The organism is Photobacterium sp. 1_MG-2023, from assembly GCF_030547945.1.
Lineage (GTDB): Bacteria > Pseudomonadota > Gammaproteobacteria > Enterobacterales > Vibrionaceae > Photobacterium.
The window spans coordinates 368,785-384,888 of sequence record NZ_JAUORR010000001.1 but is presented as its reverse complement, the minus strand read 5'-3'; the positions used below and the strand labels follow the sequence as shown (position 1 = coordinate 384,888).

Sequence of the window (16,104 nt, the reverse complement as noted above, 5' to 3'; positions counted from 1 at the left end):
GCCATCGCAGCAGACGCCAGGCGTTCGAGGATCGAACTGCTGACACAGACAAAGGGGATTCATCCATGATGGTCGAAATGACGTTCAAACCTTGGGAGCGCGGGGTGAGTAATCTCCGGCTGGTGCCCAAGCTGGTCTTGCTGATGGTGTTCAGCACAGTGTTATTGATTGGTAAACAATTGTGGGATGCCCGTACCTTTTATCATGCCGTGGTTGATATGCAGCAGACGCAAGCCAGAGAGCAAGCGATCAGTCAGGCCGGGATGTATCGGGCTTTGCTCACTCAGGGTGAATCCGGTGTTCGTCTGATGCAGTCTGCGCTGGCCGCGCAGCAGCGCGAGGACGGTGCTTATCTGTATCTGATTCAAACCGAAAGCGGACAGGTTTTGGGTCACCCGACTGCGAAGCGTCTGAATGATTTATCGGCGGCCACACAAACCGATCAGAAACTTGGACAGGTTTTGAAATCATTGTCGTCCGCACAGGCATTGACCCTGGGCGACAACCAGCGGTTTGAATACGCTGTACTGCTGGACGGCAACAGTGGCTGGGTGTTGGTGGCGTCACAATCCGGCGCGGAAGCCGACAATTATTATCAGGCTTATCTGGTGCAGATGGCCTGGCAAACCGCCGGGATGATCGTGGCGTTCATGGTGTTGCTTCTGGGCGCAGCCAGCCTGATGCTGCGTCAGACCCATTATCTGGCCGATGCCATTCAGCGCATGGCCAACCGGGACTTTTCTCAGCCCGTGGTGATGCACTGCCGCGACGAATACGGCGATCTGGCCCGTGAGCTGGAACGCACCCGGCTACAACTGAGCGATGTTATTCGCAGTCAGCGTAGCGCTTCAACAGAGCTGACAGAGCTGGCCGATATCATGTCGCTGAGTATGCAGGAAACCAAAGCGTCGGCGCAGGAAGAATTCCACGAGATCGATCAACTGGCGTCTGCAATGGGTGAAATGACGTCGACGGTTCAAACGGTGGCTGAGAATGCCCGTGAAGCGTCCGGTGCCACTGAAGGAACTGCGGCGCAGGCGCATCAGGGACAAGAGTTCGTGGCGAAAACCATTACTACTATTCATCAGTTATCGACCGATATCCGGGCTTCGGCTGAAGTTGTCAGTCAGGTGGAAAGCCGGGTGGAGCAAATTGGCTCGGTGATTGTGACCATTCAGGGTATTTCCGAACAAACCAATCTGCTGGCGCTGAATGCGGCAATTGAAGCGGCCCGTGCCGGTGATGCCGGGCGGGGGTTTGCTGTGGTTGCAGATGAGGTCCGCAATCTGGCCCAGCGAACCCAGACGGCAACGGTGGAAATTCAGGACATGATTGGCCAGTTGCAGGGGAGTGCCAAGCAGGCGGTCAGTCTGATGGAACAAAGTGTGGTTGAAGCGGCGGAAGGTGTGGATCTGGTCACCAGTGCGGGTGGCGAGCTTGATAAGATTGTCGAGCAGGTTCAGCGGATCAATGACATGAACTTCCAGATCGCGTCAGCATCGGAGCAGCAAAGTACGGTCGCGGAAGAAATGAACCAGAATCTGAACAATGTCAGGGAGCTGGTGGAGGCGTCTGTTGTGGTCGTGACGGAGCTGACGGAAACGGCTGACACCATGAAAGGCCACGCCGCCGATCTGGAGCAGAAAATACAGGCCTTCCGCGTCTGATTCATCTCAAATTGACACGGTAGACACAACGCCCGCCTTTTGGTGGGCGTTGTTGTCCTGATCCGTTATCTTATATCAATCGCAGTCAATCACTGGTCATCCTAGCTTGTTCAATTGTTCGATCGCTGCGTTAGATTTTTTGATTGTAGAATCAGGACTTATCTAAAAAATCTGCCTTGTTCTCAAACATTTTTCCTGCGCTATTTCTGATCATTGACTGACTTTGATTGGTATTATTGGCGCTGCCTGGCACTTCTGACGGCCGGGCAACACAGCGATGTCGGGTGGACAGCCCCTATGAATTGCCAAGGAACCGATATGACACATGCACTGCTGAAACATGCCGCCGAACGCGCTCTGGAAACGTTGCAAAACACCCAGCCGGAGTATATAGAACAATGGCCGTCATCTTTACAGGACGAGCTTGCTCAGGTGCTGGGATACAGCGATTTTATTCAGGACGCCCTGGTTCAGGACGCGGCTCTGCTGCCTTGGCTGGCCACGCAACTGCATGTGCATGAGCGCAGAGCCCTGTATCGCCGTGAGCTGAAAACAGGGCTGTCCACAGTGACGGATGAAGCGGCGTTCATGCGTGTGCTGCGGTCGTTCCGGCGCCGCGAAATGGTGTGGATTGCCTGGCGGGATTTCACCGGCCGGGCCACGTTGTCGCAAAGCCTCTCTCATTTGTCATTCCTGGCTGAAGCCCTGATCATGGAAGCCTATCACTGGCTGTACGCGCAATGCTGTGCGGAATATGGCACGCCATGTAATGCTGAGGGTGAGCCTCAGCCAATGCTGATCCTGGGGATGGGGAAACTCGGCGGCGGCGAGCTGAATTTCTCTTCTGACATCGATTTAATTTTTACCTATCCGGAAAACGGGGAAACTCAGGGTGGACGCCGTAGTCTGGCCAATGCGCAGTTCTTTACCCGGCTGGGGCAGCGGCTGATCAAAGCGCTGGATCAGCAAACCGTGGATGGATTTTGCTACCGGGTGGACATGCGTCTGCGTCCGTTTGGGGACAGCGGTCCCTTAGTCATGAGCTACGCTGCGCTGGAAGATTATTATCAGGAGCAGGGGCGGGACTGGGAACGTTACGCCATGATTAAAGCCAAAGTCATGGGGGATGAAAGTGCCGGGCATTATCAGGCACTGCGCCAGATGCTGCGCCCTTTCGTGTTTCGCCGTTATATTGATTTCAGTGCCATTCAGTCGTTACGCCGGATGAAATCCATGATTCGCTCGGAAGTCCGTCGCCGGGGCCTGACCCATAACATCAAGCTGGGGGCGGGCGGCATCCGTGAAGTGGAGTTCATTGCGCAATCCTTCCAGCTGATTCGTGGAGGCCGCGAGCCCAGTCTGCGTCAGCGTGGCTTGCAGCCAACGCTGGATGCGGTGAATACACTGGGCCTATTGCCGTCGTCGCAGGTCGCGCAGCTTCATGATGGTTATGCTTTCCTGCGTCGGCTGGAAAATCTGTTGCAGGCGCTGGGAGATAAGCAAACGCAAACGCTGCCGGATACTGCACTGGATCAGATTCGCCTTGCCAAGGCGATGGGTTATGACGACTGGGCCACGCTGTCTGCGGCAGTGAACCAGCATATGTCTGCGATTCATCAGGTGTTTGAGGACATTATCGGTGCCGATGACGAAGACACGCATGACACCGCCGCACAGTCTTATCAGGAACTCTGGACGCTGATTGACGATGATGAAATGCTGGCATCGATTCTGACCGATGTCGGTGCGCCTGCAACAGACATTCAGATCACAGTGCTGGGACGGATACGCGATGATCTGGCGAAACGGACGATTGGCTCGCGTGGACGGGAAGTTCTGGCCCGGCTGATGCCGGAAGTGTTCTCCCGGATCGTCACCCGGGAAGATGCCGCGCTGGTGCTGGAACGCGTCGGGCGTCTGATTGTTCGTATTGCCACGCGGACCACCTATCTTGAGTTGCTGAGTGAGCATCCGGGGGCGCTGGATCATCTGGTCCGGTTGTGTGCCGCCAGTTCTATGGTTGCCGAACAGCTGGCGCAGTATCCGATCCTGCTCGATGAACTGCTGGATCCGCAACATCTGTACCATCCGGTGCCGCTGGATCAGTATCAGGCCGAACTGCAGGAATATCTTGCCCGGATCCCGGAAGAAGATATGGAACAGCAGATGGAAGCCATCCGCCAGTTCAAACAGGCCCAGTTGCTGCGCATCGCCGCGGCAGATATTGCCGGCGTGCTGCCTTTGATGAAGGTCAGCGACCATCTGACTTACCTGGCGGAAGCCATTATCGGTGCCGTGGTCAAGCAGGCCTGGCATCAGATGGTGGCCAAGTATGGCGAGCCGTCGCATCTGGCGGAGCGGAACAGTACCGGATTCGGGGTCATTGGTTACGGAAAACTCGGCGGGATTGAGCTGGGCTACGGATCTGATCTTGATCTGGTGTTTTTGCATGACTGCCCGGCGGACGTGTACACCACGGGCGATAAAAGTATTGATGGCCGACAGTTTTATCTGCGTCTGACTCAGCGGATTGTGCATCTGTTCTCGACCCGTACGGCGTCTGGGGTGCTGTATGAAGTCGATGTGCGGCTGCGTCCTTCCGGAGCTTCGGGCTTGCTGGTCAGCCCGCTGGATGCCTTTGCAGATTATCAGGCGAAAGAGGCCTGGACCTGGGAGCATCAGGCACTGGTCCGTGCCCGGATGGTCTATGGTGATGACGTGCTGCGGCCCGGTTTTGATCAGGTGCGGGCTGCGATCCTGTCGCAAACCCGCGATCCCGAGACCTTGCGTCAGGCTGTCGTGGAAATGCGGGAGAAAATGCGCCAGCACTTGGGGCAGAAAAAGGCCGGTCAGTTTGGCTTGAAGCAGGATCCGGGCGGGATCACCGACATTGAATTTATGGCGCAGTATCTGGTACTGCGCCATTGTGCGCGCCAGCCGAAACTGTCGCGCTGGTCTGACAATATTCGTCTGTTCGAAACCATGGCAGCCCGTGGCGTGCTGGAAGAAGCGCAGGCGATGGCACTGATTCAGGCCTATTGTACGCTGCGCGATGAAATTCACCGTCTGAATCTGCTGGGTCAGGATGCCTATGTGGACGAGCAGGCGTTTGCGGCCGAGCGTGATGTGGTGACGCATCTGTGGCAGCAAATCTTCGAGATCTAAGTGAAGGGTCAACTGACTGTTAACTCGGTGCCAGCGGCATGCCCCCAGGTGTATGCCGTCCCGGCTTTTATGATAAGATTCTGCTGTTTTTACCGTTCCGGAGAGAAGAATGAAACTGACACTGCCTGATTATGACCATGCCAGTGTGCTGGTTGTGGGTGATGTGATGCTAGATCGCTACTGGACTGGCCCGACAGGACGCATTTCACCGGAAGCGCCTGTGCCTGTTGTGAAAGTAGACCAGATTGAAGAACGCCCGGGCGGTGCAGCCAACGTGGCAATGAACATTGCGGCTTTGGGCGGCCATGCGCGCCTGGTTGGTCTGACCGGAATTGACGATGCGGCCCGAGCGCTGAATGAAAAGCTGGCGTCACTGAAAGTCCGTTGTGATTTTGTCTCCCTGCCGGATTATCCAACGATCACGAAACTGCGTGTGATGAGCCGGGGCCAGCAACTGATCCGTCTGGATTTTGAAGAAGGTTTCCATGATGTCGACGTCGATTTGATTCTGCCGCGTCTGGAGCAGTCGCTGCCGAATGTCAAAGCGATGATCCTGTCTGATTATGCCAAAGGTGCACTGGAACATGTGCGTGCGATGATCGAACTGGGTCGTCGTCACGGCGTTGCAGTCTTGATTGATCCGAAAGGGACGGATTTTGAGCGTTACCGTGGTGCGACCATGCTGACGCCGAATCTGTCTGAATTCGAAGCGGTGGCAGGCAAAGCGAAAACCGATGAAGAACTGGTTGAGAAAGGCCTGGCGCTGATTGACCAGTTTGAACTGGAAGCCTTACTGGTGACTCGCAGTGAGCATGGCATGACGTTGTTGCAAAAAGGCCAGGCGCCGCTGCACATGCCGACTCAGGCGAAAGAAGTCTATGACGTAACAGGTGCGGGCGATACAGTGATTTCGGTGCTGGCTGCTTCTCTGGCTGCCGGGAAATCCCTGTCTGATGCCTGCAAACTGGCGAATGCTGCGGCTGGCGTTGTGGTTGGGAAGCTGGGAACTTCGACCCTGTCGACAATCGAGCTGACCAATGCCGTCCACGGCAGTCAGGACAGTGGCTTTGGCGTGATGGCGGAAAGTCAGCTCAAACAAGCGGTTCTGGCAGCAAAAGCCCGTGGTGAGAAAGTCGTGATGACCAACGGGTGTTTCGACATTCTGCATGCCGGTCATGTGGCTTATCTGACGGAAGCGGCGAAACTGGGCGATCGCCTGATTGTGGCCGTGAACTCCGACAGTTCCGTGCGTGGCCTGAAAGGGCCGGGTCGTCCGGTCAATCCGGAAGATCGCCGTATGGCGGTACTTGCCGGACTGGGTGCAGTGGACTGGGTCGTTCCTTTTGCTGAAGAGACCCCACAGCGGTTGATCAGCGAAATTCTGCCGGATTTACTGGTGAAAGGCGGTGACTACAAGCCAGAGCAGATTGCGGGTGGCAAGGAAGTGATTGCTAATGGCGGGGAAGTGCGTGTGCTGAATTTTGAAGACGGCTGCTCCACCACCGAAATTATCGAAGCGATTCGTGGCGGCAAAGGTTAATACCAATCGCAGTAAGTCACTGGTCATCCTAGCTTGCTAAAATATTCGATAACTTCGTTAGATTTTTTGATTGTAGAATAACTACTTATCTAAAAAATCCGCCTTGTTCTCAAACATTTTCCCGGCGCTATTTCTGATCATTGACTTACTTTGATTGGTATAAGACACCTGCCCGGTTAGTCGCCATCGTGTTGCTGACCGGGTATTTGCAGAGATAAAAAAAGCGCCTTACGGCGCTTTTTTGTTGGCTGTGACCCGTATCAGGGCGGGTTATCGCTTCGGTTATTTCTTCTTCGCTGGGATCAGGCCCTGGTTGACATCCAGCACATCCTGCTCATTCAGAGAGCCCACCGCTTGTCTCAGCTGCAATTGGCTGAGGATGTATTCATAACGCGCATTCGCCAGCTGGCGGTTGGCATCATAAAGACGACGGGTTGCATCCAGCACATCGACAATGGTCCGGGTGCCGACATCAAAACCAGCTTCAGTCGCTTCCAGTGCGGAACGTGCAGAAATCACGGACTGCTCGTAGGCTTTCAGTGCCCCGATGGACGCATTGATGTTGTTATAAAAGGCACGGACATTTTTCACCACACCCCGATACGTTTCTTCCAGGGACTCGCTGGCGGAAACATAAGCGTATTGCGCCTGTTTCACTTCAGAAGTCACGCGCCCCCCGGTATAGACAGGCAATTTGAGGTTGATACCGGCTGAAATCGTCCCTTCATCACTGCTCTGGCCTTGCTGCATATCGTTGTACTGATAACCCGCATCAAAACTCAGTGTTGGCAGGTGACCGGTCTCCGCCAGTGAGATTCTGTCACGGGAGATGTCTTGTGAAATGCGTTGGCTGAGGAGTGATAGGTTTTCACTTTCGGCATTTTCCAGCAAGGTTCTGACCTGATTTTTCGGGCTGCTGGCAGAAAAACGTTTTGTATCCAGCACAGCCAGGTCTTTGTGTGCCTGACCCGTAATTTCACGCAGGTTCTCATAGCTGTTGGTCAGTGCGTTTTCTTTCAGAATTTCATCAGCCAGCACGCTGTCGTACTGTGCTTGTGCATCATGGACATCGGTAATGGCAGACAGGCCGACTTCAAAGCGCTGTTTGGTTTGCTCTAACTGGCGACCAACAGCGGCTTTTTCTGCCCGAACGAACTCCAGATCATCCATTGCGCGCAGGACAGAGAAGTAGGCGTTTGCGACCCGAAGGATCAGGTCCTGCTGAGCAACCGCGTAGCTGGCGTCGCTCTGACGAGCCAGTTTTTCACTGATATCCAGGTTCACCCAGCTGGCACGGTCGTACAGCGATTGGCTCAGCGTCAGGCCACCGGTGAAGCCTTCGTCATCATAATCCAGACGGGTGGCTTGTAGTCCCGCACTCAGATTGATTTGAGGCAACAGATTACTGCGGGATGAATTAATCGCTTCGAAAGCGGTATCTTTATCAGCCGCGGCCCGGAGCAGCTGAGGGTCGTTTTGTTTGGCTTGTTCGTAGATATCGGCAAGATCGTCGGCAAAAGCAAATGGGGTAAGACCACCCAAAGCTAGACCGAGATAAAGCGGAAGCAATTTTTTCATGAATGCTTTTCCTGAGTCCTGACAAATTATGTGCAACGTTCAGTTTACCTGATGATACCTTGCTTGAAACTGATCAATTGTGATTTTTTTGCGCAATTTTAACCTGATCGGCTGCTTTTACTTGATTGTAATTGCGAACTTTTTGTACAGATGTCGCAATGATAGCGAATATTTAACATCATAGCCCAGCAAAATTTCACATCTAACTTTTCCTGTTTAACATTTGATTCATGCTAAGAATAGGCCCGATTGGGCGTGCTGATGAAAAATTACTGCAACATTTATCAAAAAAGTTGAGTTTACCCATTGCCACCTTGTGGGGATGAATGGAAGAATGGTGCATTGCTCAACGAGCTTCAGACCAGTCGTTTGGGTGTCTGCAAGGAGAGGAAAGATGACTGAACCACACACGGAATCGGCGGAAACATTCGGGCAGAGTGATGTCGAAGTGACTGCTGAAACGGTGCTTTATCAGGGATTTTTTCGTTTAAAAGCGTTTCAGTTTCGCCATCGCCTGTTTGCTGGTGGCTGGAGCCCGTCCCTGAACCGGGAAATGCTGGACCGTGGTCATGCCGCAGCGTTGCTGCCTTATGATCCGGTGCGGGATGAAGTGGTCCTGATTGAGCAGTTTCGGATTGGTGCGCTGGCCGGTGACTGCCAGCCCTGGCAACTGGAGATCGTTGCCGGGATGATCGAACCGGGCGAGACGGCGGAAGCCGTGGTCAGCCGCGAGGCGGTTGAAGAAGCGGGGGTGACGGTGGATCAAATGACCTACGTGACTCGCTATCTCTCCAGCTCGGGTGGCTGCTCAGAAACGCTGAGTGTATATGCTGGTTGTATTGACAGTCGGTTGGCGCAGGGCATTCACGGCCTTGAAGATGAAGGCGAGGATATTCGTGTCCACGTCGTCAGTCGTGAACAAGCCTATGCGTGGGTAGCGTCTGGTAAAATAGAAAATGCAGCCAGCATCATTGCGCTACAATGGTTGCAACTACACTATCAGCAATTACAGGCTAAATGGGTTAAGGAAGGGTTGTGAACAACAGAAGGTACACCGTCGATCTCGCAGGTATCATGCGTTTATATGAAACCAATTATGCGAAGTTGCTTCCATTGCTACCAAAAAGTGAAGTGGTGGGGGATGAGTGTGCCTATCAGGTTGGCAGCCATGACTATAAGCTTCGCATTCTGGAATCAACCCGCTACACCACGTTGATTCAGCTGCAAATGGAGACCGATACCGGTTTACCGGAATACCTGATCCCGACCTTCAAAGTACGCTTGTACCATGATGCCAGGGTGGCAGAAGTGTGTTCCATTCAGCAGATTTCGCGTCTGAAGCCAAGGTATGATTACCCCAATATGCGGATGCACCAGAAAGATGAAAAACATCAGGTCAATCGCTTTTTGGGAGATTGGCTGGCTTACTGCCTGAAGAACGGTCTCAGTAAGCAATCGGTTTATTAACGACTTCATTCAACAAGGTTTTGACGTTTTGCAGACCTACTCTCTGCCGCAAGAAAATTCAGATAGTGTGCTGTTACTTCAGCTGACCGATACTCATTTATTTTCGGATGAGACGGGCAGTCTGCTGGGAGTTGCAACCAGAGACAGCTTCCATGCCGTGCTTGAAGAGGTGGCGGCTCAGTCACGTCCGTTTGATGCAATCATTGCAACCGGCGATATTTCCCAGGATCATACACCGGAATCCTATCAGCGCTTTGCCGATGGGATCCAACGCTGGACGCAGCCGTGTTTCTGGTTGCCGGGTAATCACGATGATCAGCCGAGCATGAAAACTGTGCTGCCTTCAACACAGATCAAATCTTGTGATCAGGTGTTGGCAGGTGAACACTGGCAGGTGATTTTGCTGGACAGCCAAGTCGTCGGGGTGCCGCACGGGGAGCTCAGTGCGGTGCAGCTGGACATGCTGGATCAGGCGCTGTCTGGTGAACCGGACCGTCATGCGCTGGTGTTGTTGCATCATCATCCGTTAGCGGCCGGCAGCCGCTGGCTGGATCAGCACCAGTTGAAAAACAATGATGCATTCTGGCAGGTCGTGTCCCGCTATCCACAGGTCAAAGCCGTGTTGTGCGGTCATATTCATCAGGAACTGGATGTGCTGCATCAGGGCGTTCGCGTGCTGGCAACGCCATCGACCTGTATTCAGTTTAAACCGGACTCTCAGGATTTCGCGCTGGATAAATGCAACCCGGGTTGGCGCTGGTTATCGCTTCTGCCGGACGGTGCCATCGAGACTCAGGTTGAGCGCGTTTGTCGCCGGACGTTTTCACCTCAGTTTGATGCGGCAGGTTACTGATGAAATCACTGCTGCTCTATCTTCACGGTTTTAACAGTTCCCCCAAGTCCCTGAAAGCCCAGCAAATGGCAGCGTACTGCCAGTTGGAACGCCCGGACATCAGAGTCGAAATCCCGCAACTGCCTTGTTATCCGGCGCAGGCGGCTGATTTCATTGATGCACTGGTCACTCAACTGAAACCCACCCACCACATCGGGTTGGTGGGCAGCTCGCTCGGGGGCTATCTGGCTACCTGGCTGAGCCAGCGTCATCAGTTGCCGGCAGTGCTTGTGAACCCGGCGGTCAGGCCGTTTGAATTACTGATGGATTATCTGGGCGAGCAGGTGAACCCCTATACGGGAGAAACCTATGTCCTGATGCCGCATCATATGGATGAGCTGAAAGCACTGGACATTGCCGGATTGAATCATCCTGAACTGCTGTGGCTTTTGCAGCAGGAAGGGGATGAAGTGCTGGACTACCGTCAGGCGGTTGAAAAATACGCAGCCTGTCTGAATACGGTAGAACCGGAAGGGGATCACAGTTTCATTGGATTTAATCGATATCCCGCCGATATTGTCCGCTTTTTAGGTTTATAACTGTTTTTCAGTGTGTGCTTCGGCACACTTTGTTTATCTGGTCTCAGCGAGCCTCAGCTTGACATCAAGGCTGAGGTTACTGACTATTGTGGCAACATTTTCTCGTAACTTTCCGAATCTATGACAGACCAAAGCTATAACGCCGGAGCCATTGAGGTTCTGAACGGCCTTGAGCCGGTTCGCCGTCGTCCCGGCATGTACACCGATACGGCACGGCCTAACCACCTGGGTCAGGAAGTGATCGACAACAGTGTCGATGAAGCCCTGGCTGGCCATGCCAGGAAAGTCGAAGTCATCCTGCACGCAGATCAGTCACTGGAAGTGATTGATGACGGGCGGGGGATGCCGGTCGATATTCACCCTGAAGAAGGGGTTTCCGGGGTTGAACTGATCCTGTGTAAACTGCATGCCGGCGGTAAATTCTCGAATAAAAACTACCAGTTTTCCGGTGGTCTGCACGGGGTGGGTATCTCCGTGGTGAATGCCCTGTCGAAGCGGGTGGAAGTCACCGTGAAACGTGACGGCCAGGTTTATCAGATTGCTTTTGAGCATGGCGATAAAGTCAGCGAGCTGGAGGTGATTGACACCTGCGGTCGTCGCGCCAAAGGCACCCGTGTGCATTTCTGGCCGGATGGTCAGTACTTTGACAGCCCGAAATTCTCGCTCAGCCGTCTGAAAAGCGTGCTGAAAGCCAAAGCTGTGCTTTGTCCCGGACTTGAAATCGTCTTCACAGACAAAAACACCGACGAAACACTGCGCTGGTGTTACGAAGATGGCCTGAACGATTATTTGTACGAAGGCGTCAAAGAGTATCCGCTGTTGCCTGAAGCCCCCTTTACCGGTGTGTTTTCCGGTCAGACGGAAGCGGCAGACTGGGCGGTGGTGTGGCTGCCGGAAGGCGGAGAGCTCATCACCGAAAGCTACGTGAACCTGATTCCAACGGCGCAGGGCGGTACCCACGTGAACGGCTTACGTCAGGGGCTGCTTGATGCCATGCGTGAATTCTGCGAATTCCGGAGCCTGCTGCCGCGTGGTGTGAAGCTGACGGCTGAGGATATCTGGGAACGCTGTGCTTACGTGCTGTCGGTGAAAATGCAGGATCCGCAGTTTGCCGGTCAGACCAAAGAACGCCTGTCGTCGCGTCAGTGCGCGGCCTTTGTTTCGGGTGTGGTGAAAGATGCCTTCAGCCTGTGGCTGAATGAGCGTCCGCAGATTGCCGAGCAACTGGCGGAAATCTGTATTGCGAACGCCCATCGCCGGATGCGTGCCAGTAAAAAAGTGGTGCGCAAGAAAGTCACCAGCGGCCCGGCACTGCCCGGTAAACTGGCAGACTGTTCGCAGCAGGACCTCAGCAGAACTGAACTTTTCCTGGTCGAGGGTGACTCGGCAGGCGGCTCGGCCAAGCAAGCCCGTGACCGTGATTTTCAGGCCATCATGCCGCTGCGCGGTAAGATCCTGAATACCTGGGAAGTATCTGCCGATCAGGTACTGGCCTCTCAGGAAGTGCATGATATTTCGGTTGCGCTGGGCATTGACCCGGACAGCGACGATCTCACCGGCCTGCGTTACGGCAAAATCTGCGTGCTGGCCGATGCGGACTCCGATGGTCTGCACATTGCCACTCTGCTGTGCGCCTTGTTCATGAAGCACTTCGAATCGCTGGTCCGTGCCGGACATGTTTACATTGCGATGCCGCCGCTGTACCGGATTGATTTGGGGAAAGAGGTGTATTACGCCCTCGATGAAGCCGAGAAAGAAGGCATTCTGGATCGACTCAGCAACAAGCGTGGCAAAGTGAATGTGCAGCGCTTTAAAGGTCTGGGTGAGATGAACCCGATGCAGCTCCGCGAAACTACCATGGATCCGAATACCCGGCGTCTGGTTCAGCTCACCATTGATGATGATGAGCAGACCACCCAGATGATGGATATGCTGCTGTGTAAGAAGCGTTCAGAAGACCGCCGCAGCTGGCTGCAGAGCAAAGGTGATCTGGCCGACGTAGAAGTCTGAGCCTCGCCCATTCAAGATTGATCTCTGCCGGGCGATCCCGGCAGAGCAAAGACACGGATTTTAGCCACCATGACTGATGTCTCAATGGAAGGTATCGAACAGCTTCCGCTGCGTAAGTTTACGGAAGATGCCTATCTGAATTACTCCATGTACGTAATCATGGACCGGGCCCTGCCATTTATTGGTGACGGCCTGAAACCGGTTCAGCGCCGGATCATTTACGCGATGTCAGAGCTGGGCCTGAGTGCCACAGCCAAGTATAAAAAATCGGCCCGGACTGTTGGTGACGTGCTGGGTAAATACCACCCGCATGGCGACTCGGCCTGTTATGAAGCCATGGTTCTGATGGCGCAGCCGTTTTCTTACCGTTATCCGCTGGTCGATGGTCAGGGGAACTGGGGTGCGCCGGATGATCCCAAATCATTCGCAGCGATGCGTTATACCGAATCGCGTCTGTCCCGATTCTCTGAAGTGCTGCTCAGTGAGCTGGGTCAGGGCACGGTAGAGTGGGGGCCGAACTTCGATGGCACCATGAAAGAGCCCCTGACGCTGCCTGCACGCCTGCCGCATATTCTGCTCAATGGTGTGACGGGGATTGCCGTGGGCATGGCGACGGACATTCCGCCGCACAATGCCCGTGAAGTGGCCGATGCTGTGGTGCATCTGATTGAAAATCCACAGGCTGATCTGGATGATCTGATGGGCTTTGTGAAAGGTCCGGATTATCCGACAGAAGCTGAGATCACATCCGCCAAAGAGGATCTGAAAAAGATCTACCGCACCGGGAAAGGCAGCGTGAAAATGCGTGCCGTGTGGAGCAAAGACAATGGTGAAATCATCATTACTGCGCTGCCACATCAGGTGTCCGGTTCGAAATTGCTGGAGCAGATCGCCGGATTGATGCGGGCCAAGAAACTGCCGCTGGTCGATGACCTGCGGGATGAGTCGGATCATGAGAACCCGACCCGAATCGTCATTGTGCCGAAATCAAACCGGGTGGATTGTGAACAGCTGATGGAGCATCTGTTTGCGTCTACGGATCTGGAAAAAAGCTACCGTGTGAACCTGAACATGCTGGGGCTGGATGGCCGTCCGCAGGTGAAAGGTCTGGTGACTATTCTGTCTGAATGGCTGACGTTCCGTCGCGACACGGTTCGCCGTCGTCTGCAGCATCGTTTGGACAAAGTGCTGGCCCGTCTGCACATTCTGGAAGGTTTGCTGGTGGCTTATCTCAACATTGATGAAGTGATTGAGATTATCCGCACCGAGGACGAGCCGAAAGCCGTACTGATGAGCCGTTTCGGCCTGAGTGCGACCCAGGCGGAAGCGATTCTTGAGATCAAATTACGCCAGTTAGCCAAACTGGAAGAAATTAAGATTCGTGGCGAACAGGATGAGCTGAACAAAGAGCGTGAGAAGCTGGAGCAACTGCTGGGCTCCGAGCGTCGGATGAACACGCTGCTGAAGAAAGAAATTCTGGCGGATGCCGAGAAATACGGTGATGAGCGTCGCTCACCCCTGGTCGAGCGTGCAGAAGCCAAAGCCATGACAGAACGCGATCTGATCCCAAGTGAAGCGATTACTGTTGTGCTGTCCGACAAAGGCTGGATCCGTCATGCCAAGGGGCATGACGTGGATCCGAGCAGCCTGAATTACAAGTCTGGTGACAGTTATCTGAGCCATGCGCGGGGCAAGAGCAATCAGCCTGCGGTCTTCATTGGCAGCGATGGGCGCAGCTATGCGCTGGAGTCGCATACACTGCCATCGGCCCGGAGCCAGGGTGAACCGATCACCGGACGCCTGAATATTACTGCGGGCAGCAGTGTTCGTCAGGTGCTGATGTCAGAAGAAGAGCAATACTGGCTGATGGCCTCAGATGCGGGTTATGGTTTCGTCTGCAAAGGCAGCGACATGATTTCCAAAAACCGTAACGGTAAAGCCCTGCTGACCGTACCGGCGGATTGCGAAGTGATGCCGCCGCAGCCGATTAAGGATCTGAAACATGATCTGGTGCTGGCGATCACCAATGAAGGTCGGATGCTGATCTTCCCGATTCAGGATCTGCCGCAGCTGGGTAAAGGGAAAGGGAACAAGATTATCAATATTCCTTCCGCTCGTGCCAAAGCAAGAGAAGAGTTCCTGTCGCACTTGCTGGTGCTGCCTGCGGGCTGTGAACTGACGCTCTATGCCGGGAAGCGCAAACTGGGGCTGAAGCCAGCCGATCTGGAGAACTTCTACGGCGAGCGCGGTCGCCGTGGCGCCATGCTGCCACGCGGCCTGCAGCGTGTGACCAGCTATGAGATGGTACGACCGGCTCAGGACAGCGACGACAGTTGATCGTTTCAGTCACATCCATTGAACAGGCCTCAAATATGAGGCCTGTTTTGTTTATCGGGGTGTTTGAACTGGTGTCAGAATCGGATAAAAAAGCGGTTTTTTGGGTGTAATTTCCCATTGACTGAGTATACTAGCGCACGCTTGTACGCTGAGGAGAGTTTGATGATTGCTGTATTTCGACTGGTGGCCATTGCGTTGTTTGCCATCGTCATGTTTGTATTTGGGTGCGGTTATTGCCTGCTGAGTCCGAGAAATCCGAAACATGTTCACACGTTTGCCCTGTTATTCGCTAAAATGTCGCGGATCCTCGGTATCAAGCTGGAATTACGTGTGGCCGACTCGGCCAGAGAAGTGGGTCCGAGCATTCATATCGGTAACCATCAGAACAATTATGATTTGTTCACGATTTCCGGGGCTGTCTTGCCGCGTACCGTGACGGTTGGCAAGAAAAGCCTGCTGTGGATGCCATTGTTCGGTCAGCTGTACTGGCTGACAGGGAACATTCTGATTGACCGCGCCAATCGCAGCAAAGCGATGGGGACGATCAGCCAGGTCGTTGAAAAGATTAAAGATCGTAATGTATCGGTGTGGATGTTCCCGGAAGGCACCCGGTCTCGTGGCCGTGGCTTGCTGCCGTTCAAAACCGGTGCATTTCATGCGGCGATCAGTGCTGGCGTGCCTGTGGTGCCGATTGTGTGCAGCAGCACGGAACATGTGAAGCTGAATCGCTGGAACAATGGTGTGGTCATTGTTGAGGTGATGCCGCCGGTTCAGACGGAAGGCATGACCAAAGAGGATGTCCGTGATTTGTCTGTACGCTGCCGGGATCTGATGGTTGCGAAGCTGGATGATTTGAATGCTGAGGCTGCGTCACGTTCATAATCAGGGATACACTGAAAATCAGATTGT

Annotated in this window: 11 protein-coding genes; 10 read left to right on the top strand and 1 reads right to left on the bottom strand. The window is 54.0% G+C overall.

From position 1 onward, the window contains the following. Window positions 1-68 precede the first annotated feature (68 nt). The 3 genes from Q4579_RS01625 (at window position 69) to hldE (ending at window position 6,372) form a co-directional block, all read left to right on the top strand. Window positions 69-1,667, top strand: a complete 1,599-nt coding sequence (locus Q4579_RS01625) for a methyl-accepting chemotaxis protein (RefSeq protein WP_303561159.1) — start codon at window positions 69-71, stop codon at window positions 1,665-1,667. A 318-nt stretch (window positions 1,668-1,985) separates the two neighbouring features. Continuing rightward, window positions 1,986-4,832, top strand: a complete 2,847-nt coding sequence (gene glnE, locus Q4579_RS01620) for a bifunctional [glutamate--ammonia ligase]-adenylyl-L-tyrosine phosphorylase/[glutamate--ammonia-ligase] adenylyltransferase (protein ID WP_303561120.1) — start codon at window positions 1,986-1,988, stop codon at window positions 4,830-4,832. Window positions 4,833-4,941: 109 nt separating this feature from the next. Then, window positions 4,942-6,372: a bifunctional D-glycero-beta-D-manno-heptose-7-phosphate kinase/D-glycero-beta-D-manno-heptose 1-phosphate adenylyltransferase HldE gene (gene hldE / locus Q4579_RS01615; RefSeq protein WP_303561118.1), complete on the top strand. Its 1,431-nt coding sequence runs from the start codon at window positions 4,942-4,944 to the stop codon at window positions 6,370-6,372. A 282-nt stretch (window positions 6,373-6,654) separates the two neighbouring features. On the opposite strand, the gene tolC is transcribed toward hldE, so the two are convergent. Then, the gene (gene tolC, locus Q4579_RS01610; RefSeq protein ID WP_303561117.1) at window positions 6,655-7,950 is read right to left on the bottom strand and encodes an outer membrane channel protein TolC; all 1,296 of its coding nucleotides are present in this window, start codon (window positions 7,948-7,950) and stop codon (window positions 6,655-6,657) included. Between the two features lie 394 nt (window positions 7,951-8,344). On the opposite strand from tolC, the gene nudF reads away from it, so the two are divergent. The 7 genes from nudF to Q4579_RS01575 all read left to right on the top strand — a co-directional run bounded on the left by nudF (window position 8,345) and on the right by Q4579_RS01575 (window position 16,077). Next, the gene (nudF, locus tag Q4579_RS01605; protein WP_303561115.1) at window positions 8,345-8,989 is read left to right on the top strand and encodes an ADP-ribose diphosphatase; all 645 of its coding nucleotides are present in this window, start codon (window positions 8,345-8,347) and stop codon (window positions 8,987-8,989) included. Next, window positions 8,986-9,417, top strand: a complete 432-nt coding sequence (locus Q4579_RS01600; protein ID WP_303561114.1) for a DUF1249 family protein — start codon at window positions 8,986-8,988, stop codon at window positions 9,415-9,417. Before nudF ends, Q4579_RS01600 begins: the two co-directional genes overlap by 4 nt. A 28-nt stretch (window positions 9,418-9,445) precedes the next feature. Next, on the top strand, window positions 9,446-10,270 hold the full coding sequence (gene cpdA / locus Q4579_RS01595; RefSeq protein ID WP_303561113.1) for a 3',5'-cyclic-AMP phosphodiesterase: 825 nt from the start codon (window positions 9,446-9,448) through the stop codon (window positions 10,268-10,270). Continuing rightward, complete coding sequence (gene yqiA, locus Q4579_RS01590; protein ID WP_303561111.1) at window positions 10,270-10,848, top strand: esterase YqiA; 579 nt, start codon at window positions 10,270-10,272, stop codon at window positions 10,846-10,848. The genes cpdA and yqiA overlap by 1 nt, the downstream gene beginning before the upstream one ends. A gap of 120 nt (window positions 10,849-10,968) precedes the next feature. Continuing rightward, window positions 10,969-12,858, top strand: a complete 1,890-nt coding sequence (gene parE, locus Q4579_RS01585; RefSeq protein ID WP_303561109.1) for a DNA topoisomerase IV subunit B — start codon at window positions 10,969-10,971, stop codon at window positions 12,856-12,858. Between the two features lie 69 nt (window positions 12,859-12,927). After that, window positions 12,928-15,195: a DNA topoisomerase IV subunit A gene (parC, locus tag Q4579_RS01580; RefSeq protein WP_303561107.1), complete on the top strand. Its 2,268-nt coding sequence runs from the start codon at window positions 12,928-12,930 to the stop codon at window positions 15,193-15,195. Between the two features lie 162 nt (window positions 15,196-15,357). Continuing rightward, window positions 15,358-16,077, top strand: a complete 720-nt coding sequence (locus tag Q4579_RS01575) for a 1-acylglycerol-3-phosphate O-acyltransferase (protein ID WP_211647080.1) — start codon at window positions 15,358-15,360, stop codon at window positions 16,075-16,077. Window positions 16,078-16,104: the final 27 nt, after the last annotated feature.